The sequence below is a fragment of the Mesorhizobium sp. U510 genome (assembly GCF_059180695.1).
The window spans coordinates 747,617-767,255 of the sequence record NZ_CP180532.1 but is presented as its reverse complement, the minus strand read 5'-3'; the positions used below and the strand labels follow the sequence as shown (position 1 = coordinate 767,255).

Annotated in this window: 21 protein-coding genes and 1 pseudogene; 10 read left to right on the top strand and 12 right to left on the bottom strand. The window is 63.9% G+C overall.

Annotated elements, in window-relative coordinates; all coding sequences use genetic code 11:
- The first annotated feature begins 90 nt into the window (after positions 1-90).
- A complete protein-coding gene (locus ACLGL5_RS05710; RefSeq protein WP_038650649.1) occupies positions 91-732 on the top strand; it encodes a LysE family translocator in 642 nt (213 codons plus the stop codon).
- On the opposite strand, the gene ACLGL5_RS05705 is transcribed toward ACLGL5_RS05710, so the two are convergent.
- From ACLGL5_RS05705 to rlmN, 3 genes are read right to left on the bottom strand one after another with little or no spacing between them, the layout of a single operon-like run.
- Complete coding sequence (locus ACLGL5_RS05705; protein WP_019862083.1) at positions 704-1,186, bottom strand: hypothetical protein; 483 nt, start codon at positions 1,184-1,186, stop codon at positions 704-706. The two genes, ACLGL5_RS05710 and ACLGL5_RS05705, sit on opposite strands and share 29 nt — an antisense overlap.
- A complete protein-coding gene (locus tag ACLGL5_RS05700) occupies positions 1,183-1,632 on the bottom strand; it encodes a hypothetical protein (RefSeq protein WP_019862082.1) in 450 nt (149 codons plus the stop codon). The genes ACLGL5_RS05705 and ACLGL5_RS05700 overlap by 4 nt, the downstream gene beginning before the upstream one ends.
- A complete protein-coding gene (rlmN, locus tag ACLGL5_RS05695; RefSeq protein ID WP_019862081.1) occupies positions 1,629-2,861 on the bottom strand; it encodes a dual-specificity RNA methyltransferase RlmN in 1,233 nt (410 codons plus the stop codon). The genes ACLGL5_RS05700 and rlmN overlap by 4 nt, the downstream gene beginning before the upstream one ends.
- A gap of 271 nt (positions 2,862-3,132) precedes the next feature.
- Between rlmN and ACLGL5_RS05690 the strand changes: the two genes are divergently transcribed.
- Both ACLGL5_RS05690 and ACLGL5_RS05685 read left to right on the top strand, forming a co-directional pair.
- Entirely contained in the window at positions 3,133-3,432 is a 300-nt protein-coding gene (locus ACLGL5_RS05690) for a hypothetical protein (protein ID WP_019862080.1), read from the top strand.
- Positions 3,433-3,621: 189 nt separating this feature from the next.
- Positions 3,622-4,977, top strand: coding sequence for a chloride channel protein (locus ACLGL5_RS05685; RefSeq protein ID WP_069090525.1), 1,356 nt, complete (start codon positions 3,622-3,624; stop codon positions 4,975-4,977).
- Between the two features lie 10 nt (positions 4,978-4,987).
- Here ACLGL5_RS05685 and ACLGL5_RS05680 read toward each other — a convergent pair whose 3' ends face one another.
- From ACLGL5_RS05680 to ACLGL5_RS05665, 4 genes are all read right to left on the bottom strand, one after another.
- Positions 4,988-5,167, bottom strand: a complete 180-nt coding sequence (locus ACLGL5_RS05680; protein ID WP_141700876.1) for a hypothetical protein — start codon at positions 5,165-5,167, stop codon at positions 4,988-4,990.
- 82 nt (positions 5,168-5,249) lie between these two features.
- Positions 5,250-5,753 carry an invasion associated locus B family protein gene (locus ACLGL5_RS05675; RefSeq protein ID WP_010912373.1) on the bottom strand — a complete coding sequence of 168 codons (504 nt, stop codon included), beginning with the start codon at positions 5,751-5,753 and terminating at the stop codon, positions 5,250-5,252.
- A gap of 273 nt (positions 5,754-6,026) precedes the next feature.
- The gene (locus ACLGL5_RS05670) at positions 6,027-6,389 is read right to left on the bottom strand and encodes a YkvA family protein (protein ID WP_038650638.1); all 363 of its coding nucleotides are present in this window, start codon (positions 6,387-6,389) and stop codon (positions 6,027-6,029) included.
- A 127-nt stretch (positions 6,390-6,516) separates the two neighbouring features.
- Entirely contained in the window at positions 6,517-6,813 is a 297-nt protein-coding gene (locus ACLGL5_RS05665) for a 4a-hydroxytetrahydrobiopterin dehydratase (RefSeq protein ID WP_027047546.1), read from the bottom strand.
- A gap of 104 nt (positions 6,814-6,917) precedes the next feature.
- Here ACLGL5_RS05665 and ACLGL5_RS05660 point away from each other — a divergent pair, with 104 nt between their 5' ends.
- Positions 6,918-7,430: a low molecular weight protein-tyrosine-phosphatase gene (locus tag ACLGL5_RS05660; RefSeq protein ID WP_083246483.1), complete on the top strand. Its 513-nt coding sequence runs from the start codon at positions 6,918-6,920 to the stop codon at positions 7,428-7,430.
- Here ACLGL5_RS05660 and thpR read toward each other — a convergent pair.
- Both thpR and ACLGL5_RS05650 read right to left on the bottom strand, forming a co-directional pair.
- On the bottom strand, positions 7,334-7,930 hold the full coding sequence (thpR, locus tag ACLGL5_RS05655) for an RNA 2',3'-cyclic phosphodiesterase (protein ID WP_019862074.1): 597 nt from the start codon (positions 7,928-7,930) through the stop codon (positions 7,334-7,336). The two genes, ACLGL5_RS05660 and thpR, sit on opposite strands and share 97 nt — an antisense overlap.
- Before the next feature lie 128 nt (positions 7,931-8,058).
- Positions 8,059-8,703, bottom strand: a complete 645-nt coding sequence (locus ACLGL5_RS05650) for an arylesterase (RefSeq protein WP_027047545.1) — start codon at positions 8,701-8,703, stop codon at positions 8,059-8,061.
- 88 nt (positions 8,704-8,791) lie between these two features.
- Between ACLGL5_RS05650 and ACLGL5_RS05645 the strand changes: the two genes are divergently transcribed.
- From ACLGL5_RS05645 to ACLGL5_RS05630, 4 genes are all read left to right on the top strand, one after another.
- Positions 8,792-9,487 (top strand): ABC transporter ATP-binding protein, encoded by a 696-nt coding sequence (locus ACLGL5_RS05645; RefSeq protein WP_019862072.1) that lies wholly within the window; start codon positions 8,792-8,794, stop codon positions 9,485-9,487.
- Positions 9,487-12,036: an ABC transporter permease gene (locus tag ACLGL5_RS05640; protein ID WP_069090523.1), complete on the top strand. Its 2,550-nt coding sequence runs from the start codon at positions 9,487-9,489 to the stop codon at positions 12,034-12,036. Before ACLGL5_RS05645 ends, ACLGL5_RS05640 begins: the two co-directional genes overlap by 1 nt.
- Before the next feature lie 228 nt (positions 12,037-12,264).
- On the top strand, positions 12,265-13,038 hold the full coding sequence (locus ACLGL5_RS05635; protein WP_038650627.1) for a Bax inhibitor-1/YccA family protein: 774 nt from the start codon (positions 12,265-12,267) through the stop codon (positions 13,036-13,038).
- A gap of 244 nt (positions 13,039-13,282) precedes the next feature.
- Complete coding sequence (locus ACLGL5_RS05630) at positions 13,283-13,867, top strand: GNAT family N-acetyltransferase (protein WP_494372883.1); 585 nt, start codon at positions 13,283-13,285, stop codon at positions 13,865-13,867.
- Between the two features lie 124 nt (positions 13,868-13,991).
- Here the strand turns inward: ACLGL5_RS05630 and ACLGL5_RS05625 are convergent, their stop codons facing one another.
- Positions 13,992-14,378 (bottom strand): DUF2794 domain-containing protein, encoded by a 387-nt coding sequence (locus ACLGL5_RS05625; RefSeq protein WP_019862068.1) that lies wholly within the window; start codon positions 14,376-14,378, stop codon positions 13,992-13,994.
- 480 nt (positions 14,379-14,858) lie between these two features.
- On the opposite strand from ACLGL5_RS05625, the pseudogene ACLGL5_RS05620 reads away from it, so the two are divergent.
- Positions 14,859-15,134: pseudogene (locus ACLGL5_RS05620) on the top strand (4-hydroxybenzoate octaprenyltransferase); the annotation flags it as partial.
- A gap of 24 nt (positions 15,135-15,158) precedes the next feature.
- On the opposite strand, the gene ACLGL5_RS05615 reads toward ACLGL5_RS05620, so the two are convergent.
- Positions 15,159-15,965 (bottom strand): DUF1223 domain-containing protein, encoded by an 807-nt coding sequence (locus ACLGL5_RS05615; protein ID WP_019862065.1) that lies wholly within the window; start codon positions 15,963-15,965, stop codon positions 15,159-15,161.
- 179 nt (positions 15,966-16,144) lie between these two features.
- Between ACLGL5_RS05615 and ACLGL5_RS05610 the strand changes: the two genes are divergently transcribed.
- Positions 16,145-16,810 carry a ceramidase domain-containing protein gene (locus ACLGL5_RS05610; protein WP_069090521.1) on the top strand — a complete coding sequence of 222 codons (666 nt, stop codon included), beginning with the start codon at positions 16,145-16,147 and terminating at the stop codon, positions 16,808-16,810.
- A gap of 71 nt (positions 16,811-16,881) precedes the next feature.
- Here ACLGL5_RS05610 and acnA read toward each other — a convergent pair whose 3' ends face one another.
- Positions 16,882-19,572: an aconitate hydratase AcnA gene (gene acnA / locus ACLGL5_RS05605; RefSeq protein WP_069090520.1), complete on the bottom strand. Its 2,691-nt coding sequence runs from the start codon at positions 19,570-19,572 to the stop codon at positions 16,882-16,884.
- Positions 19,573-19,639: the final 67 nt, after the last annotated feature.

Below are 19,639 nucleotides of genomic sequence, written 5' to 3'. Positions count from 1 at the left end.
TACCGAAGCGATTGCCATGCTGGATCAACGCTTTATCTGGCGCCGGCGTGACGCATCCTGTATAGGCCTACACGTTCCCTGGGGCCTGCCATGTCCTTCATTCCCGACACCACCACACTGATCCAGTTCGCCATCGCCACCGTGATCCTGGCGATCACGCCCGGGCCTGACATGACCCTGTTCGTCTCGCGCACGCTGAGCCAGGGGCGCGCCACCGGCTTTGCCTCGATGGCCGGCGCGCTGTGCGGCACGCTGATCCACACCACGCTGGTGGTGGTGGGCGTCTCGGCGCTGATCGTCGCCTCGCCGATGGCCTTTTTCGTGCTGAAGATCTTTGGCGCCGGCTATCTCGTCTTCCTGGCCTGGCAGGCCATCGCCAAGGGCTCGGCCTTTTCGCCGGAGAAGAAGACAGGCCCGCAAATCTCGCTGTTGCGCAGCTGGGCGGCCGGGCTCGGCGTCAATTTGCTCAACCCGAAGATCATCCTGTTCTTCATGACCTTCCTGCCGCAGTTCGTCTCCGCGCATGATCCGAACGCGCCGGGCAAGCTGTTCTTCCTGGGCTCGATGTTCATCGTGCTGTCGATCCCGGTGACAGCGCCGATGGTGCTGGCGGCGGAGAAATTTTCCGCGGCGATGAAGGCCAGCCCGCGCGTCACGCGGGTGGTCGATTATCTTTTCGCTGGCGTGTTCTCGGCCTTCGCGCTCAAGATCCTGACGGCCCAGGCGAAGTAGAGACGTTGTCGTCCTTCCACCAGCTTCCGGCCCAGCGCCCGGCGCTCAGCCAGTAGAAGATGCCGCCGACCATGCCGCCGCCGATCACCGCCATGATGGCGCTGGTGTCGGTGATCGCGAAGGTGGACTCTTGGGAGTGGTCGACCAGGCCGAGGAAGACGGCCGCCACCACCGCACCCGCCAGCGCATAGTACAGCCAGTCGCGCCGGCCGAGGATTTCGGCAAGCAGGATGACGATCACCGCCGGCAGGAAGGCGAAATAGGCGACGAACAGAGCGACGAAGGGGATCGAGAAATACAGCGAAGCCGTCGCCGTCGGGTGCGTGTGGTCAGGCGTGTAGCCGAGCGAGGCCAGGAACAGAACGTTGAGGAAGGCGCTCGCCGCCAGCGAGGCGACGGCATAGCCGAACAGGATCATGGCAAAGCGAACGAGATAGGCGACGAGACGGGTCATCCGGGATCTCGCGGCATCAGACGGCCGGACCTGCGCCCGGCCAGGAGCCAGTAGACCGAACCGGCGACGGTGCCGGCCGTGGCCAGGAAGCCGAGAAAGCCCGGATTGAAGACAAAGCCTCCGGCCGAGCCAGGGACAAGAACGCCAAAGGCGATGGAGGTGATCGCGCCCGTGACCGCGAAATAGAACCATCCCCGCAGCGACAGCCATTCGGCGACCAGGATCGCGGGGCCAACGATCAGCAGAGCGCAGACCGCCACGGTCAGCACGGCGAGCGGGAAGGACCCGAGCCAGTCGAAGGTGAAAACCAGCGACCAGTTGCCATATTCGATGCCTTCCAGCAGCGTGATCAGCAGCACCGGCACCAGGATCGAGGTCAGCACACCGGCGATGTAACCGACGGCTATGATGGCGATGCGTTTGAGCCCGGCGACGAGACGGCTCACGCCTCCCCATGCCCCGCGATCATCATGGCTTCCAGCGCCAGCCGGTCCACTTTTCGCATGCGCTCGGATTCCGATTTCAGCTGGCCGCAGGCGGCGAGGATGTCGCGGCCGCGCGGCGTGCGGATCGGCGAGGCATAGCCGGCATTGTTGATGTAGTCGGCGAATTTCTCGATCGTCTCCCAGTCCGAGCACTGGTAGTTGGTGCCCGGCCACGGGTTGAACGGGATCAGGTTGATCTTGGCCGGAATGCCCTTGAGCAGCTTGATCAGGCCCTTGGCGTCCTCGATGGAATCGTTGACGTCCTTCAGCATCACATATTCGAAGGTGATGCGCTTGGCGTTCGACAGGCCGGGATAGGCGCGGCAGGCGGCGATCAGTTCCTTCAGCGGATATTTCTTGTTGATCGGCACCAAGAGGTCGCGCAGATCGTCATTGGTGGCATGCAGCGAGATCGCCAGCATGACGCCGATCTCCTCGCCGGTGCGGAAAATCTCGGGCACGACGCCGGAGGTCGACAGCGTGATGCGGCGCTTCGACAGGGAAAGCCCGTCGCCGTCGGAAGCGATCAGCAGCGCCTTCTTCACCGCCTCGAAATTGTAGAGCGGCTCGCCCATGCCCATCATGACGATGTTGGACACCTTGCGGCCCTCGGCCGGCACGATGGCGCCGTCCGGCGTGTCGCGGTCGGGGAAGTCGCCGAGCCGGTCGCGCGCGGTGAGCAACTGGGCGAGAATCTCTTCCGCCGTCAAATTGCGCACCAGCTTCTGCGTGCCGGTGTGGCAGAAGGAGCAGGTCAGCGTGCAACCGACCTGCGAGGAGATGCAGAGCGTGCCACGGCCTTCCTCGGGAATATAGACGGTCTCGATCTCGACCGGCCGGCCGGCGCCGCGCGGCGGAAAACGGAACAGCCATTTGCGGGTGCCGTCGGAAGAAATCTGCTCCTCGACAATCTCGGGACGCGCGACGGTGAAATGCTTGTCGAGCTCGGCGCGCAAGTCCTTGGAGATGTTGAACATGCCGGCGAAGTCGGAAACGCCGCGCACATACATCCAGTGCCAGAGCTGCTGGGCGCGCATCTTGGCCTGGCGCTCCGGCACGATGCCGGACGCGACCAGCGCCTCGCCAAGCTCGGCGCGCGTCAGGCCGATCAGCGACGGCTTCTCGGGCGCGGCGCGGGCGCGCAACGCGTCACGGGCACCTTCAGTGGTGAGGTCGAAGGAAAGGGTCATGGTCGCACTGATATAAGCGGTTTGCGGCCGATTTCATCCATCGTGCCGGGAACTGAAGCGCGGCGCATAGCACAGGTTGCGGGCAGAGTCATGCGGAGCGAACGCAACCATACGCACTTCGGCTGACAGCCCGCTCCGGCTATCTGACAGCTTTGCCCTATCTTCCCGCTGCAAAGGAGAGATCACATGGTCGTGTTCGCGTAACGATTCCCATCGCGCCTTCGAAGTCTGAATGGGGCAACCATGCCTCTATAAAATGGGAGTATGCAGAATGAACTCTATCAAGTTCGCCGTCATTGCCGGCCTCGTCGGCCTTTCCGCCTCGCAGGCATTTGCTGAAGACGCAATGGGCACGATGACCATGATGAAGGGCGGAGAAGTGATGGCGATCATGCCGGATGGGCACATGGGCACCATGATGCCGGATGCAAAGATGGGTGCCGAGATGATGAAGATGGCAAAGCCGATCAAGCACTGCATGATGATGATGACCGACGCCAAGGGCAAAGCCTTCATGATCGATACGTCGACTAAGAAGGCTCAGGCCGAATGTGAAAAAATGGCCATGTAAGACTGGACCTGTCACGATCGAGACTCGCCGGCGCACACGCCGGCGGGTCATTTTGATACGAGTCCCAACTTCGCCGGACTTCGTTTCCCGCTCCCCGTCATTTACCTCGCGTGTGACGGCGGCCTGACCTCGCAGGCTTGATCGACCTCATGCCTGTGCTAGGGCTGGGCATTCACCGCGAGGACAGACATGGCCGGAACATCGCGAAAACATCCCATGCTGCGGCGCTCGCGGGCGATGTGGGGCTCGCGGCGTGTGTGGCAGCCGCGGCTGGTGTTCTGGGCCGGCGCGGTCTCGATCGGCGTCATCAGCGTGCTGTTCGCGGTGTTGGCCGACAAGGCGCAGACGCTGTTCCATATGATGATCGGCGATGGTGGCGGCCGGCGCTTCTATCTGCCGCTTGCGATCACGCCGCTCGGCTTTGTCCTGTGCGCCTGGCTCGCCCACGCCTTCTTCCCGGGTTCGCAAGGCAGCGGCATTCCACAGGCGATCGCCGCGCGCCATTTGCGTGAAGACGACGATCGCAACCACTTTCTGTCGCTGCGGCTGGCGGCGGGCAAGATCGCGCTCACCGTCGTCGGCCTGTTCTGCGGTGCTTCCATCGGCCGCGAGGGCCCGACCGTGCAGGTCGGCGCGTCGCTGATGCTGCAGGCGGCGCGCTGGGGCGGCATGGCGCAGGCGCGCGGCCTGATCCTGGCCGGCTCGGCCGCAGGCATTGCCGCCGCCTTCAACACGCCGCTGGGCGGCATCGTCTTCGCCATCGAGGAGATGGGCCGCACCTATGAGGCGCGCACCAACGGGCTGGTGCTGACGGCGGTGATCCTGGCCGGCCTCGCCTCGCTCGGCCTGCTCGGCAATTACACCTATTTCGGCGTCTCGAAGGAGACGATCGCGTTTGCCGCCGACTGGCCGCTGGTGCTTGGTTGCGGCATCATCGGCGGCGGCTTCGGCGCGCTGTTCTCGCTGCTGGCGCTGAAGATCACGCGGCGGATCCGCCGCTGGCACACGCAGCAGCCTTTGCGGCGCGCCTTGCTGGTGGCGGCTGTCTGCGGGCTCGGCGTGGCGGTGATCGGCATCGCCTCGGGCGGGCTGACCTTCGGCACCGGCTACGCGCAGGCGCGCGGCGCTGTCGAAGGCGCGCCGCTGCCATGGTTCTTCTTTGCCGAAAAATTCCTGGCCGGGCTGCTGTCGATGGTCTCGGGCATTCCCGGCGGCATCTTCGCGCCGTCTCTGGCGGTCGGCGCCGGCATCGGCAGTTCGCTTGGGCTGCTGTTCGGCGCCAGCGCGGGGGCTGCCGCGCTGCTCGGCATGGCCGGCTATTTCGCCGGCGTCGTGCAGGCGCCGATGACGGCCTTCGTCATCATCCTGGAGATGACCGGCAATCACGACAATGTCATCGCGCTGATGCTGGCCTCGATGTTGGGCTACGGCACGGCGCGCATGATCTCGCACGAGCCGCTCTATCATGCGCTGTCGCGCGTCTTCATCGCCGAAGCGATCCGGCGGCGGCGGGCGGAGACCGTGCCGGAACCAGGTCAGGGCTGAACGAGAACCCCTATGGCGGGCCCTCAGGTGCCTGCGGGAGGCGAACTTCACTGTTGCGCCACAGGGAAAGATCGCCCTGATTTTCGATGTCGCCCTGGGAGGCAAGAACGGCTATTCGCTCGGCGATTTCTTCCCAGGACGCTTCCACGCCGGCTTTGCGAAGTGCTTCTTCTGACTTCGCTATGATCATGGCGGTCTTCTGCCACCGCTCCACGACCATTTGCATAATCGTGGCGTCGATGTCGCGATTTGTCAGCGGGGTTGGCAGCAGCCTATTTGCACTTGGCGATCGACGACAGCGCCGCCGAAATGCCCTTCAGCGAGAAGACATAGGAGGTGGGGTTGCCGCGGCCGGACTTCGCCGTCACCTTCATGTCGGTGCCGGTCTTCATGGCGGCGATCAGCACCGGCTCCTCGGCGGCGTTCTCGACCCAGGCCGACTTGCCGCGCGTGAACATCGAGAAGGACTTCTTGTCGATGGTGACGGTGGCCTTGGAGCCTTCCTGGAAATTGTAGCCGGCGATGAATTGCGGCTCGTAGGACACCTGCTGGCCGGGACGCTGGCTGACGAAGAAGAACATGTCGCCATGGTCTAGCGTCGGCGGCTGCTTGTCGGTCGGCACGGTGAGCACGTAGCAGACCTTGCCGCCCGATGCCTGGTAGCTGTAGGTGCCCCAGGCATTGTGCTGGCCGATCTTGGTCGCCTGCTGCGCCAGAACGGGCGCTGCCGAGGCCACCAGGACCAGACTCGAAACTAGTGCTATCAATCCGCGCATCGTCTTTCCCGTATTCCAAATGGTGCGGGGGCGGGCCGCATGGCGTCCTGCCGTCGCTTCATTTTGATTTAATCTGGGTTACCAAACGGTGAATTTCCCTCAAGAAAAGGACGCTCACCCCAGGAAACCGCCGCCATTCCCGCGCCGCCGCCTTGTCAGCGGCCGGCGCGACGTCCCTTCGGCGACTTGGAGGCCACGAAAGCGGCAAGAGTTTGACTTTTCAGCAGGGCTCCAAACGCCTCTGTCCACAGGGCGCGCGCCACGTGAAGGTGCTCAGCTCCTGTCGGCGATGGCGTCCTTGGCGGCCTGGCGATGTGCCGGCGTGATGTGGGCGCTGACGGCGGTGATCGCGGCGGTCAGCACGGCGATGTCGTCGGTGAAACCGAGGCCGACGACGAAGTCGGGGATGAGGTCCACCGGCAGGACGAAGTAACCGAGCGCGGCCACCAATATGCCCTTGGCGCGCAGCGGTGTGTTCTTGTCCATGGCGCAGTAGTAGGCGGCAACGACCTCTTCCATGAACGGGATCTGCCGCGCGGCCTTCTTGGCCGTGCGCCAGAATTTCTCGCGCACTTCGCCCTCGCCGCCCAGCCTGTCGCCAAAGCCGAAGAAATCAAAACCGGATTCTCGCGCCATCAATCACTCCTTGCGGGCTCATGCGCGTCCTGGCGCATGCCTCGCGGGGGAAAATGTGGTGAAAGCCGGACCCGGCTGCAAGATGCCGGCGCCGATTTGGGCTCGCCGCTCACGGCCAAGCGTGCATTCAGCCGCCGAAATAGTGGTTCATCTTCTTGGCCAGCGCGATGTCGAGCGCCGTGACGCCGCCGGCGTCATGGGTGTTCAGCGTCACGTCGACGGTCTTGTAGACATTCGACCAGTCGGGGTGATGGTCCATCTTCTCGGCAGCCAGCGCGACGCGGGTCATGAAGGCGAAGGCTTCGGAAAAATTCCTGAAAACGAAGCTGCGCTTGATCGAGCCGCCGTCCGGGGCCAGCGACCAGTCGCCGAGTTCGGCAAGGGCAGCGGTGATAGCGTCCTTGCTGAGTTTTTCTCTCGTCATGATGTTTTCCCGTGCTATTTCGAATTTGACCCTCACCATAGTGCAAGTTGCCCCGGAGTGCTTCGCGGTTTTGGGGTTCCAAATGCACAAACGGCGCATATCGAATGAGCTTAAAGCCGATAAATTCCATTCTGTTCGTCTGCCTCGGCAACATCTGCCGTTCGCCACTGGCCGAGGGCGTCTTTCGCGCCGTCTGGGCCGAGCGTGGCCGGGGCCGCGACATGCTGCTCGATTCGGCCGCCACCAGCGGCTGGGAGGTCGGCTCGGCCCCCGATCCACGCTCGATCGCGGTCGCGATGCGTCACGGCATCGACATTTCCGGACAGCGGGCACGCAAGGTCCGGCGTGAGGATTTCTCCCGTTTCGACCTGATCCTCGGCATGGACCGCTCGAATGTCGCCGATCTCAAGGCGCTGGCGCCCGCGCGGGACCGGGTGCACCTGTTTTTGGAGTTCGCGCACGGACAGGCGCGTGACGTGCCCGATCCCTATTATGACGGGCCGGAGGCCTTTGCCGAAGTCTACCGCATGATCCGCGACGCGTCGGAGGCGCTGGCGACGCGGCTGGCGGCGCGGGCATCGTTGCCGGACAGCGGCCAGGCTTCCTCGACGATATAGGGGCCGCCGCCGACCGAATCGCGCGACGACATCAGGACGAAGCGGCCGATGCGGAAGGGTAGCGTCGAGAAATTGCCGCGTGCCGACAGGTATTGCGCGACATCCAGCGGGCTCGAATTGCGCAGCCGCGCCAGTGTGACGTGCGGCATGAACTTGCGCGGATCGGCGGGGATGCCGAGCCGCTGGCAGATGCGCTCGATCTCGCCCTGAAGCGCGGCCAGATCGGGCGAGGCGGACGCCCCGGCCCATACCGCATGCGGCTTTTTCTGGCCGAAGGCGCCGACACCGGACAGGGTCAGCGAGAAGGAGGGGCGGTGGACGCGGTCCAGCGCGTTGGCGATCTCGTCGGCGACATGGCCTTCGACATCGCCGATGAAGCGCAGCGTCAAATGGTAGTTTTCGACATCGATCCAGCGGGCCCCGGGCAGGCCGCCCCGGAGCAGGGACAGCGACAGGGCAGCATCACGCGGAATTTCGAGGGCGGTGAAAAGACGCGGCATGAAGAGCCTCCCTTCCTCGAATCGAACTGTCACCCATAGCGAATCATCGATAGTCGAACGGAGCAAGAGGTTTATTGGTCACAGTCTTTGCTAAAAATTTCCCTAACGGAAAGCGGTTCCGGCCGGCCTCACGCGCCTCCGGGCACCGCGGCAATGGCTTTCTCGACCGTCGGGAGGATGCGCTCGACCATCAGGTCGACCCCCTTGGCGCTCGGATGCAGGCCATCCTCGAGCTGCATGCCGGGCTGCCCGGCGACGCCGTCGAGGAAGAACGGGTAGAGCGGGACATCGTATTTTTTCGCCAGCTCCGGAAAGATGGCGTCGAAGGCGGTCTGATAGTCGGCGCCGAGATTGGGCGCGGCGCGCATGCCGGCCAGAAGCACGGCGATCTTGCGCTGCTTGAGCTTGGCCAGCATCTCGTCGAGGTTCTTCCTGGGAATATCGGGCAAAACGCCGCGCAGCATGTCGTTGGCGCCGAGTTCGAGGATGACCAGCTGGGTTCCGTCCGGCACCGACCAGTCGAGCCGCGCCAGGCCACCGCTGGTGGTGTCGCCGGAAACACCGGCATTGGCGACGGCCACGTCACGGCCCTTGGCGCGCAGGGCGGCCTGGAGCTTGTCGGTAAAACCCTCGCCGGGCCCGAGACCGTAACCCGCCATCAGGCTGTCACCGAAGCCGACGATCTTGAAGGGCTCCGCCCGCGCCGACGAAATGGCGCCGCAAAGAGCGAGGAAAAGGATCAAGCCTGCGGCTATCTGGCGTTTGAAAGACATAAGGCAGGCCCCATATGACCAAAGGATTCTTCCGGGCGACGGCTTCCGGCAAACACAGCCTTCACGCTCCATATAGGACACTTTCATTTTGACAGAAGCCGTCATCGCGCTGAAAGACGTATCCCTGACGCTCGGCGAGGGCGCTTCGTCGGTCCATGTGCTCAAGGGCGTCAGCCTCGAGGTGGCGCGCGGCGAGGCGACCGGCATCGTCGGCCCTTCGGGGTCCGGCAAGTCGACACTGCTGATGGTGCTGGCAGGCCTGGAAAGGGTCGATTCGGGTACGGTACGAATCGCCGGCGAGCTGCTCAACGGCAAAAGCGAGGACCAGATTGCTTCGTTTCGTGGCCGAAACATTGGCATCGTCTTCCAGTCCTTCCACCTCATCCCCAATATGACGGCGCTCGAGAATGTCGCGGTGCCGCTGGAACTGGCCGGCCATGCCGATCCGTTTTCGGTGGCGGCGCGCGAACTGGCGGCGGTGGGCCTGAGCGACCGCGTCACCCATTATCCCGGCGAACTCTCCGGCGGCGAACAGCAGCGCGTGGCGATCGCCCGCGCCCTGGCGCCGTCGCCGCGCATCCTCATCGCCGACGAGCCGACCGGCAATCTCGACCAGGCGACGGGGCGGCAGGTCGCCGACCTTCTGTTCGCCAAGGCGGCCGAGCGCGGCATGACGCTGGTGCTGGTCACTCACGATCCGGCGCTTGCGGCGCGCTGCTCGCGCCAGGTTTCGATGCGTTCGGGCCGGATTGAAACACCGGCGCCCCTGAAGGTCACAGCCTGATGCCGCTGGCACAGACGCTGAAGCTCGCGGTCCGCTTCTCGCTGCGCGAAATGCGCGGCGGCCTGTCCGGCTTCCTGATCTTCCTTGCCTGCATCGCGCTCGGCGTCGCGGCGATCGGCGGCGTCAATTCGGTTGCGCGCTCGATCAGCGCCGGCGTCGCCGATCAGGGCCAGACGCTGCTCGGCGGCGATGTCCGCTTCCAGATCAACCAACGCGACGCCAGCCAGGCCGAGCGCGGCTTCCTCGACGGGCTTGGCACCGTTTCGCGCACCGCCAGCATGCGCTCGATGGCGCGGCTGGCCGACGGCTCGGACCAGGCGCTGGTCGAGGCCAAGGCGGTCGACGACGCCTATCCGCTCTATGGCGCGCTGGAAACGGAACCGAAGCTGTCGAGGCAGGAGCTGTTCGGCGAAGAATTCGGCGTCTTTGGCGCGGCCGCCCCTGATCTGCTGTTCGAACGGCTGCACCTCAAGCCCGGCGACCGGCTGAAGCTCGGCACCGCCACTTTCGAATTGCGCGCCAGACTGGTCACCGAGCCGGATGCCGTGTCCGACGGTTTCGGCTTCGCACCGAGGCTGATGATCTCGATGGAAGGCCTGGCCGCCACCGGGCTGGTGCAGCCAGGCAGCCTGGTCGAAAACGCATACAAGATCCGGCTGCCCGCCAACGCCGGCGCGGCGCGGCTCAAGGCCATTCAGGATAAGGCGGCGAAAGACTTTCCCGAGGCCGGCTGGTCGATCCGCACGCGCGACAATGCGGCGCCGGCGCTGTCGTCCAACATCGAACGCTTCTCGCAATTCCTGACGCTGGTCGGGCTGACGGCGCTGGTGGTCGGCGGCGTCGGCGTCGCCAATGCGGTGCGTGCCTATCTCGACGGCAAGCGCGGCGTCATCGCCACCTTCAAGAGCCTCGGCGCTTCCGGCGGCTTCGTCTTTGCCGTCTATCTCGTGCAGATCCTGATCATCGCCGCCCTTGGCATCGTGCTCGGCCTCGTTCTCGGCGCGTTGATGCCGTTCGTGGCGAGTGCCGCCCTCCAATCGGTCATTCCGGTGCCGGCGCAAGGCGGCTTCTATCCCGGCGCGCTCGCCATGGCGGCGCTGTTTGGCCTGCTGGTGACGCTGGCCTTCGCGCTGCTGCCGCTCGGCCGCGCCCGCGACGTGCCGGCGACAGCATTGTTCCGCGAGATGGGGCTCGAAGGCCGCGGCCAGCCTCGTCCCGTCTATGTCGCTTCGGCGCTCGGCATCGCGCTGCTGCTGGCGGCGCTGGCGATCCTGTTCTCCGGCGATCAGCGCATCGCCTCGATCTTCGTCGGCGCCACCATCTTCGCCTTCCTGGTGCTGCGCCTGGTCGGCGCACTGGTGCAATGGGCGGCGAGAAAAAGCCCGCGCGTGCGCTTCGTGGCGCTCAGGCTCGCCATCGGCAACATCCACCGGCCGGGCGCCCTGACGCCATCGGTGGTGTTGTCGCTGGGGCTCGGGCTGACGCTTCTGGTGACGCTGGCGCTGATCGACGGCAATCTGCGGCAGCAGATCTCCGGCAGCCTGCCGGAGCGGGCGCCGAACTTCTTCTTCGTCGACATCCAGGGCAGCGATGTCGATGCATTCTCCGCGCTGATCGGCAAGGAGGCGCCAAAGGGGACGCTGGCGAAGGTGCCGATGCTGCGCGGCCGGGTGATGGCGCTCAACGGCGTCGATGTCGACAAGGTCAAGGTGCCGGCCGAAGGCGCTTGGGTGCTGAAAGGCGATCGCGGCCTGACCTACGACGCCAGGCAACCGGAAAACGCGACGCTGACCGAGGGCAAATGGTGGCCGGACAATTACGCCGGCGAGCCGCTGGTTTCATTCTCGGCTGTGGAAGGCAAGGAGATCGGACTGAAGCTCGGCGACACCGTCACCGTCAATGTGCTCGGCCGCAATGTGACGGCGAGGATCGCCAATTTCCGCCAGGTCCAATGGGAAACGATGGGCATCAACTTCGTCATGGTGTTCTCGCCCAACACATTCGCTGGCGCCCCGCATGGCTGGATGGCGACACTGACCGAAAAGAGTGCCACCACGGCCGACGACGCGCGCGTCCTCAACGCCGTCACCCGCGCCTTTCCCGCGGTGACGACGGTGCGGGTCAAGGATGCGCTCGATGTCGTCAACCGGTTGGTTGGGCAGCTCGGCACGGCGATCCGCGCGGCGGCCGGCGTGGCGCTGATCGCATCGGTGCTGGTGCTGGCCGGCGCGCTCGCCGCGGGAAATCGGGCGCGCATCCATGACGCGGTGGTGCTGAAGACGCTCGGCGCCACCAGGCGAACGCTGATCACGGCGTTTTCCCTCGAATACATGCTGATCGGTTTGGCCACCGCCATTTTCGCGCTGGCCGCCGGCGGCATCGCGGCCTGGTATATTGTCGCCCGCATCATGACCCTGCCGTCGCATTTCATGCCGGAGGTGGCGGTGGCGACCATCGTCTTTGCGCTGGTGATCACCGTCGGAATCGGCCTCGCCGGCACCTGGCGGGTGCTCGGCCACAAGGCAGCACCAGTACTGCGCGAGCTGTAATTTCGCGGCCGGAGCGACCATCCCGGATTAAATCTTGGTAAGGATGCCGGTCGGAAAGCCCGGGAATCGGCCTTTCGGCCTCTCACGAACCGTTACATCCGGTTACGGTCTTGTTCTTGACGCGAATAACCATCATATTTCGCCATAGGCATGCTGGAGCCCTGCCAGCGGCGCCTGGGTCCGTAAGAGGCCCGACACCGGACGGGGCAGAAGCAATAGAGGATTCCAATGGCTGATCCCATTCGCAACTATCAGACGTCGGCGGTGCCCGGCGTCCGCGCCGACATCGATCAGGGTCTGCGCGCCTATATGATCAAGGTTTACAATCTGATGGGGCTTGGCCTCCTCATCACCGGTCTTGCCGCGGTAGGCACGATCATGCTGGCCACCACCACCGATCCGGCCTCGGCTGTCGCAACGCTGCCGAGCGGCGAGATGCTGACGTCCTTCGGCTATGCGATCTTCGGGTCGCCGCTGCGCTGGGTGGTGATGCTGGCGCCGCTGGCCGCCGTGTTCTTCCTGTCGTTCAGGATTCAGTCGATGAGCGTCGCTGCCGCGCAGACAACGTTCTGGGTCTATGCCGGCCTCGTTGGCCTGTCGCTGTCGTCGATCTTCCTGGTCTACACCACGGCCAGCATCTCGCAGACCTTCTTCGCCACCGCCGCCGCCTTCGGCGCGCTGTCGCTCTACGGCTACACGACCAAGCGCGACCTGACCGCGATGGGCTCGTTCCTGATCATGGGCGTGTTCGGCATCATCATCGCGATGGTGATCAACATCTTCCTGCAGTCGTCGGCGCTGTCCTTCGCCGTTTCGGCGATTGGCGTGCTGGTCTTCGCCGGCCTCACCGCTTACGACACGCAGAAGATCAAGGAGATGTATTTCGAAGGCGACGCTTCCGATATCGCCGGCCGCAAGGCCATCATGGGCGCGCTGAGGCTCTATCTCGACTTCATCAACCTGTTCATGTTCCTGCTGCAGTTCATGGGCGACCGCCGCTAGAGCAGCTCGCCGTTTCGAGGAATCGGCGAACCGCTCGAAATTTTTGTTTGGCGCAATTCCCAAGGGAAAGCGCTACACGCTTTTCCCGGGAAAACCGTTTCACACTTTTCCTGGAATTGCTCTAAGGCTTCGCATCATGGTCTGACTGGACCATCGAGTTTGGAAAGGGCGGCCCAACGGCCGCCCTTTTCTTTTGCGCCGGCGTTTGCTGTTATCAGAGGCAGACAAAAGGCTTGCATAAAGAATGAGCAATATCGTGATTCGAGCGGCCAGCGCCGCCGACCTCGACACCATCACTGAAATCTACGCCGACGCGGTGACTCACGGCACGGCGAGCTACGAGCTGGAGCCGCCCAGCCGCGCCGAGATGGGCACGCAATTCGCCACGCTCACCGCCGGCGGCTTTCCTTATCTGGTGGCGGAGAAGGACGGCGCCGTGCTCGGCTACGCCTATGCCGGCGCCTTCCGGCCGCGCCCGGCCTATCGCTTCATCGTCGAGGATTCGGTCTATGTCGCGCCTGACGCCAAGGGGCAGGGCATCGGTCTCAAGCTGATGCGGAGCCTGATCGCGGCGGCCGAGGCGGCGGGTTTTCGCCAGATCATCGCGGTGATCGGCGACGGCCATGCCGACAGCGCCTCGGTCAGGCTGCACGAAAAGCTCGGCTTTCGCCATTCAGGCCGCCTCGAAGGCTCCGGCTACAAGCACGGACGCTGGCTGGACACGGTGTTCATGCAGCTGTCGTTGAATGGCGGCGCGTCGCTGCCGCCGGATGCGGACTCCTTGCCGGAGCGGAAGTTTCGGGGGGACAAAGAAGAATTGAAGAACTGAAAACTGAAGAATTGGAGAATTGAAGAACAAAGAAGATGGCGCTTACGTCAGGTAAGTGCCTTTTCATCAATTCCTCAATTCCTCAATTCCTCAATTCCTCAATTCCTCAATTCCTATTCCCGGCTCACGCCTCGACCACTCTCAGCTTGCTGTCGAAGACGCCAAGCACGCGGCCGAGCTCCTGGCCGCGTTTGAGGATGCGGCCGCCGGCGGCGATGACGGCGAAGGCGCCCTGCTTGCGGGCCAGCTTCGGATCCTTGACGATCTGGAACAGCGGCACTTCGCTGGCGCGGCGGAAGACGGAAAACACCGCCCTGTCGGTGAGATGATCGATGGCGTAGTCGCGCCATTCATTGGCGGCGACCATGCGTCCGTACAGCCTGAGGATCTGGTCCAGTTCACGCCGGTCGAAGCGTACCGGCTGGTCGAGGCGTGCGCTGCGCACCTCGTGCAGCGGGATCAATATTGCGGATGCGTCACCATCCCCCGTCCCGCCGCTGTCGTCAGTCATGCCTCGATCCTTCAAAATGAATCTTTGCCAACCAAAATTGGCCCCTTCGCGCGGCAATTGCAAGAGCCGGCGAAGCGGTCGTGGCGATGCGCCTTTTCGGTCACGTCCAGTCACGTTTGCAAACCGCATGTTGGAATTGGTGATGCTTCGCCACATTTCTGCCTTTTTTTTATCCGCGCTCATGCCCCAATCTCCGACGAATTTACCGGCGTTGCCTGAGACGGTTCGGTCCGGCACCGGCTCGTAAACCCCAAGCCCCCCGCCCACGGGTCTGCGTCGGATCGAACCAACCTCGGTTTTTCCTTGGAAAAATCGGGTGCGACGATCCCAAAACCTAAATGACCGGCGTCAGAAGCAAGCTGACGTCGGTTTTTTCATGCCTGAAGGTCCAGATCGGCGTAGACCTTGCCGGCGCTTGCGAGGTGACCGGGCAGGTACCTGCTGGTGTCATGTAGGTCGGCGCGATCCGATACCGTCAACGTGGATGTCAAAGACGACACTCGCCTCGGTTTGAAGCCGACAGCAATCCTGTTCGGCCTGTTCTACGCTCTCACGGTCGCATTGTGGTCGCTGGGCGGCTGGCTATCATGCATGTCCCTGCCATACGCCGCCGGAATGGCGGTGATCGCCGCTCATCTGGCCTGGCAGGCCCGGCGTATTGACCTTCAGCGCCCGGAGCTGAATTTCAGGCTTTTCCTGTCCAACATTTTGACCGGCGTGCTGCTGGCTTGCACGGCATTCGCCGGGACATGGTGAGGTTATCCGGCCCGCCGGAGATGGTTATAAGTCCTGGGCCTTGTTCAGGGGCTTGTGGATGAAGGCAGCGCCGAGAATAGGCCCCGGCATGCCGTCCTTGCCGACCGACTGCAAAAGTACGGCGCAGCCGCCCTTCTTGGTGATCTCGCTCATCGGCAACTCATAGCGCTGCGCCTTGCCGTGCCACATGCCGGCGGTCTGGATGCTGGTGACGGCGTTCCAATAAGTCATCTTGCGGCCGGAGTTCTCGCCCTGGGCGATCTTGACCGTCTGCGGCGGCTCGAAATACACGATGACGACATGGGCGTCGCTCGGACCGGCGCCGGCATCGCCGGCATCGATGATCACGCGGTCGCTGGTGCGGCTGACCTTGACGGGCACACGCATGCCTTCGCCGGATCTCGCCATGCGGGCGAGCGCGCCGTCGACCTCGCCGCGATTGGCGCCGTTGACATGCGCGCGGCCATTGAGCACCGCCTGCGGCGTATAGACGGAGCGACTGCCGAAGGCGCGCATGTAGTCATATTGCCGCTCGGTGTTTTCCTTGCGGCTCAGCGTGTCCTTCCAGCCGAGATAGTCCCAATAGTCGACGTGATAGGAGAGCGCGACAATGTCATCCTTGGTGGCAAGTTCGGCGAAGAAGGCATCGGCCGGCGGGCAGGAGCTGCAGCCTTGGCTGGTGAACAGTTCGACCACGCCGAGCGGCTTGTCGGGCGAGGGTTTTTCGGCCTGGATTCTTTCGGTCTCGCCGGCATGGCCGGCACCGGCAACCGCCGAGAAGGCCAGCGCGAAGGCTGCCAGCCAAAGTGATCTTCGCCAGGCCATGATCATTCCAATTCCCGCCGGTGGCGCCGGCTTTGTTCTGATTGTCTGAAATATGTGGCAGAAGCGGAAGTCAACGGGAAGTCACGTTGCGGTGAAATTTTTGCCGTTGCCGCCGCAGGTAAGGCCGCAACAGGACCGACACTGCATTTCACGACGTGGTTCGATTAGGGAGTGGCATCACCATCATGCGGCAAACTCTCCTGACCCCTGTCGATCTCTATTGCGAGCGGACCGGGCCTGGACTTTGGGCCGAACCCGCCAATGCTTTGACCAACCTTGCTTTCATTGCAGCGGGACTATGGGGTGTGCGGGAAGTACGCCGATGCAAGGCCGGCACTTTCGCCGAGGTGCTGGCTTGGTGGGTGGTGGCGATCGGCATCGGCTCGACCATCTTCCATACCTTTGCCACCAAGGGCACGATCTGGGCCGATATCCTGCCGATTGCCAGCTTCACGCTCGCGTATACGCTGTTTAACCTGCGCCGCTTCCTCGGCATGGAATGGGGCAAGGCGATCGCGGTCTTCGTCGTTTTCTATGCGGTGGCCGGCGCGATAAGTTTCGCCGTGCCGGATTGGCTGCGCCAGGCATCGAACGGCACGACGAGCTACCTGCCGCCGTTCCTGGCGCTTGCCTTCTTCGGCATCTGGGTGACGGCAAGCGGCAACCGGGCCGGCTGGTACAATCTGGCGGGGTCGGCGATCTTCGTGGTGTCCGCCATCTGCCGGATGATCGACCCGATCGTCTGCGCCGGCTTTCCGCTTGGCACGCACTTCCTGTGGCACCTCCTCAACGGGCTGATGCTGGGGGTGCTGTTGGCGGCGGTGGCGCGGTTTGGAGCGCCGAAGGAGTAGGCAGTAGGCAGTAGGCAGTAGGCAGTAGGGGTCTTATTCCCTACTGCCCAAGCCCTATTCCCTGGCTGCGGCTACGCAGCCAAATCGCGCAGCACGTACTGCAAGATGCCGCCGTTCTTGAAGTAGTCGAGCTCGTCCAGCGTATCGATGCGGCAGATGATCGGCACGTTCTTCACCGTGCCGTCGCCATAGGTGATCTTGGCGGTCATCGTCTGGCGCGGCTTGATCGAGCTCAATCCGTCGATCTCGACCAGTTCGTCGCCCTTGAGGTTGAGCGAAGCCCAGGACGTGCCTTCCTCGAAGACGAAGGGGATGACGCCCATGCCGACCAGGTTCGAGCGATGGATGCGCTCGAAGGACTGGGCGATGACCGCGCGGACACCAAGGAGATTCGTTCCTTTGGCGGCCCAGTCGCGCGAAGAGCCGTTGCCGTATTCGACACCGGCGAATATCACCAGCGGCACGCCTTCCTTCTTGTACTCCATCGCCGCGTCGTAGATCGATTCCTCTTCCTTCGACGGGTAGTGGATGGTGTAGCCGCCCTCGCGGCCGTTCTCGCCCAGCATGTGGTTGCGGATGCGGATGTTGGCGAAGGTGCCGCGCATCATCACCTCATGATTGCCGCGCCGCGTGCCGTACTGGTTGAAGTCGGCGACGCCGACGCCATGGTCGGTGAGGTATTTGCCGGCCGGCGAGGCGGCCTTGATCGACCCCGCCGGCGAGATGTGGTCGGTGGTGATCTTGTCGCCGAACAGGCCGAGCACGCGCGCGCCCTTGATGTCGCCGATCTTGCCGAAACCTGATGTCATGCCGGCGAAATAGGGCGGGTTCTGCACATAGGTCGAATTGTCGTCCCAGGCATAGGTCTGACCTTCCGGTGCCTGAACCTTCTGCCAGTGCTCGTCGCCCTTGAAGACGTCGGCATATTTGCGGGCGAACAGCTCGCGGGTGACGTTCTTCTCGATGAACTCCTGGATCTCGGCCGAGCTCGGCCAGATATCCTTGAGGTAGACCGGATTGCCGTTCTTGTCTTCGCCGAGCGGCTCGGTCGTCAGGTCCTTGGTGACGGTGCCGGCCAGCGCGTGCGCCACGACCAGCGGCGGTGACGCCAGGTAGTTGGCCTGCACGTCGGGCGAGACGCGGCCTTCGAAGTTGCGGTTGCCGGACAAGACCGCGGCGGCAATCAGACCTTTGTCGTTGATGGTCTTGGAGATCGGCGCCGGCAGCGGGCCGGAATTGCCGATGCAGGTGGTGCAGCCGAAGCCGACCAGGTTGAAGCCGATCTGGTCGAGCTCCTTCTGCAGGCCGGACTTTTCGAGATATTCGGCGACCACCTGGCTGCCGGGGGCGAGCGAGGTCTTCACCCACGGCTTCTGCTTGAGGCCGAGGCGGTTGGCGTTGCGGGCCAGAAGGCCGGCGCCGATCAGCACGCTCGGGTTCGAGGTGTTGGTGCAGGACGTGATGGCGGCGATGACGACGTCGCCATGGCCGAGATCATGGTCGGTGCCTTCGACGGCGTAGCGCTTGGAAATCTCCGCCGCCTTCTTGTATTCGGTCTCCATCGCCTTGGCGAAGCCGGCCGGAATGCCTTCCAGCGCGACGCGGCCCTCGGGGCGCTTGGGGCCGGCCATCGACGGCACGACGCTGCTGAGCTCGAGCTCGAGCAGGTCGGTGAAGACCGGGTCGGCGGAGCCGGCCTCGCGCCACATGCCTTGCGCCTTGGAATAGGCTTCGACCAGCGCGATGCGGCTTTCCTCGCGGCCGGACATCGTCAGGTAGCGGATGGTTTCCGAATCGACCGGGAAGAAGCCGCAGGTGGCGCCATATTCCGGCGCCATGTTGCCGATGGTGGCGCGGTCGGCGAGCGTCATGTTGGACAGGCCCGGGCCGAAGAACTCGACGAACTTGCCGACGACGCCCTTCTTGCGCAGCATCTGGGTGACGGTGAGCACCAGGTCGGTGGCGGTGACGCCTTCCTTGAGCTTGCCGGTGAGGCGGAAGCCGATCACCTCGGGCAGAAGCATGGAGACCGGCTGGCCGAGCATGGCCGCCTCGGCCTCGATGCCGCCGACGCCCCAGCCGAGAACGCCAAGGCCGTTGATCATCGTGGTGTGCGAATCGGTGCCGACGCAGGTGTCGGGATAGGCCGTGGTTTCGCCGTCCTCGGTGTTGGTCCACACCACCTGGCCGAGATACTCGAGGTTGACCTGGTGGCAGATGCCGGTGCCGGGCGGCACGACGCGGAAGTTGCGGAACGCCTGCTGGCCCCATTTCAGGAACTTGTAGCGTTCCTCGTTGCGCTCGTATTCGAGCTCGACATTGCGGGCGAAGGCCATCGGCGTGCCGAATTCGTCGACGATGACGGAATGGTCGATGACGAGGTCGACCGGCACCAGCGGATTGATCTTCTGCGGGTCGCCGCCGAGCGAAGCCATGGCGTCGCGCATGGCGGCCAGGTCGACCACGGCCGGAACGCCGGTGAAATCCTGCATCAGCACGCGGGCCGGGCGATAGGCGATCTCGACGCCGGCGGTGCCCTTGTCGGTCAGCCAGCCGGCCACCGCCTGGATCGATTCCTTGGTGACGGAGCGGCCGTCCTCATTGCGCAGCAGGTTCTCCAGCAGCACCTTCATCGAATAGGGCAGCTGGGCGATGCCGGTGAGGCCGTTCTTCTCGGCCTCGACGAGGTCGAAATAGGCATATTCGGTGCCGCCCGCGGTCAGCGTGCGACGGCAATTGAAACTATCGAGGGATTTTGACACGTGCGATCCGTCCTTGTCTGTTCAGCCTGAAAGGGAACGGACGCCGATGGCATGCAATCACGCGCAA

What these genes read in the sequence shown, in the direction of transcription:
- ACLGL5_RS05630 (WP_494372883.1), top strand. Translation starts at nt 13,283, where the DNA reads ATGAGCAATATCGTGATTCGAGCGGCCAGCGCCGCCGACCTCGACACC.
- ACLGL5_RS05685 (WP_069090525.1), top strand. Translation starts at nt 3,622, where the DNA reads ATGGCCGGAACATCGCGAAAACATCCCATGCTGCGGCGCTCGCGGGCG.
- rlmN (WP_019862081.1), bottom strand. Translation starts at nt 2,861, where the DNA reads ATGACCCTTTCCTTCGACCTCACCACTGAAGGTGCCCGTGACGCGTTG.
- ACLGL5_RS05610 (WP_069090521.1), top strand. Translation starts at nt 16,145, where the DNA reads ATGCGGCAAACTCTCCTGACCCCTGTCGATCTCTATTGCGAGCGGACC.
- ACLGL5_RS05675 (WP_010912373.1), bottom strand. Translation starts at nt 5,753, where the DNA reads ATGCGCGGATTGATAGCACTAGTTTCGAGTCTGGTCCTGGTGGCCTCG.
- ACLGL5_RS05665 (WP_027047546.1), bottom strand. Translation starts at nt 6,813, where the DNA reads ATGACGAGAGAAAAACTCAGCAAGGACGCTATCACCGCTGCCCTTGCC.
- thpR (WP_019862074.1), bottom strand. Translation starts at nt 7,930, where the DNA reads ATGCCGCGTCTTTTCACCGCCCTCGAAATTCCGCGTGATGCTGCCCTG.
- ACLGL5_RS05670 (WP_038650638.1), bottom strand. Translation starts at nt 6,389, where the DNA reads ATGGCGCGAGAATCCGGTTTTGATTTCTTCGGCTTTGGCGACAGGCTG.
- ACLGL5_RS05615 (WP_019862065.1), bottom strand. Translation starts at nt 15,965, where the DNA reads ATGATCATGGCCTGGCGAAGATCACTTTGGCTGGCAGCCTTCGCGCTG.
- ACLGL5_RS05650 (WP_027047545.1), bottom strand. Translation starts at nt 8,703, where the DNA reads ATGTCTTTCAAACGCCAGATAGCCGCAGGCTTGATCCTTTTCCTCGCT.
- ACLGL5_RS05640 (WP_069090523.1), top strand. Translation starts at nt 9,487, where the DNA reads ATGCCGCTGGCACAGACGCTGAAGCTCGCGGTCCGCTTCTCGCTGCGC.
- ACLGL5_RS05710 (WP_038650649.1), top strand. Translation starts at nt 91, where the DNA reads ATGTCCTTCATTCCCGACACCACCACACTGATCCAGTTCGCCATCGCC.
- ACLGL5_RS05680 (WP_141700876.1), bottom strand. Translation starts at nt 5,167, where the DNA reads ATGATCATAGCGAAGTCAGAAGAAGCACTTCGCAAAGCCGGCGTGGAA.
- ACLGL5_RS05660 (WP_083246483.1), top strand. Translation starts at nt 6,918, where the DNA reads ATGAGCTTAAAGCCGATAAATTCCATTCTGTTCGTCTGCCTCGGCAAC.
- ACLGL5_RS05635 (WP_038650627.1), top strand. Translation starts at nt 12,265, where the DNA reads ATGGCTGATCCCATTCGCAACTATCAGACGTCGGCGGTGCCCGGCGTC.
- ACLGL5_RS05705 (WP_019862083.1), bottom strand. Translation starts at nt 1,186, where the DNA reads ATGACCCGTCTCGTCGCCTATCTCGTTCGCTTTGCCATGATCCTGTTC.
- ACLGL5_RS05690 (WP_019862080.1), top strand. Translation starts at nt 3,133, where the DNA reads ATGAACTCTATCAAGTTCGCCGTCATTGCCGGCCTCGTCGGCCTTTCC.
- ACLGL5_RS05625 (WP_019862068.1), bottom strand. Translation starts at nt 14,378, where the DNA reads ATGACTGACGACAGCGGCGGGACGGGGGATGGTGACGCATCCGCAATA.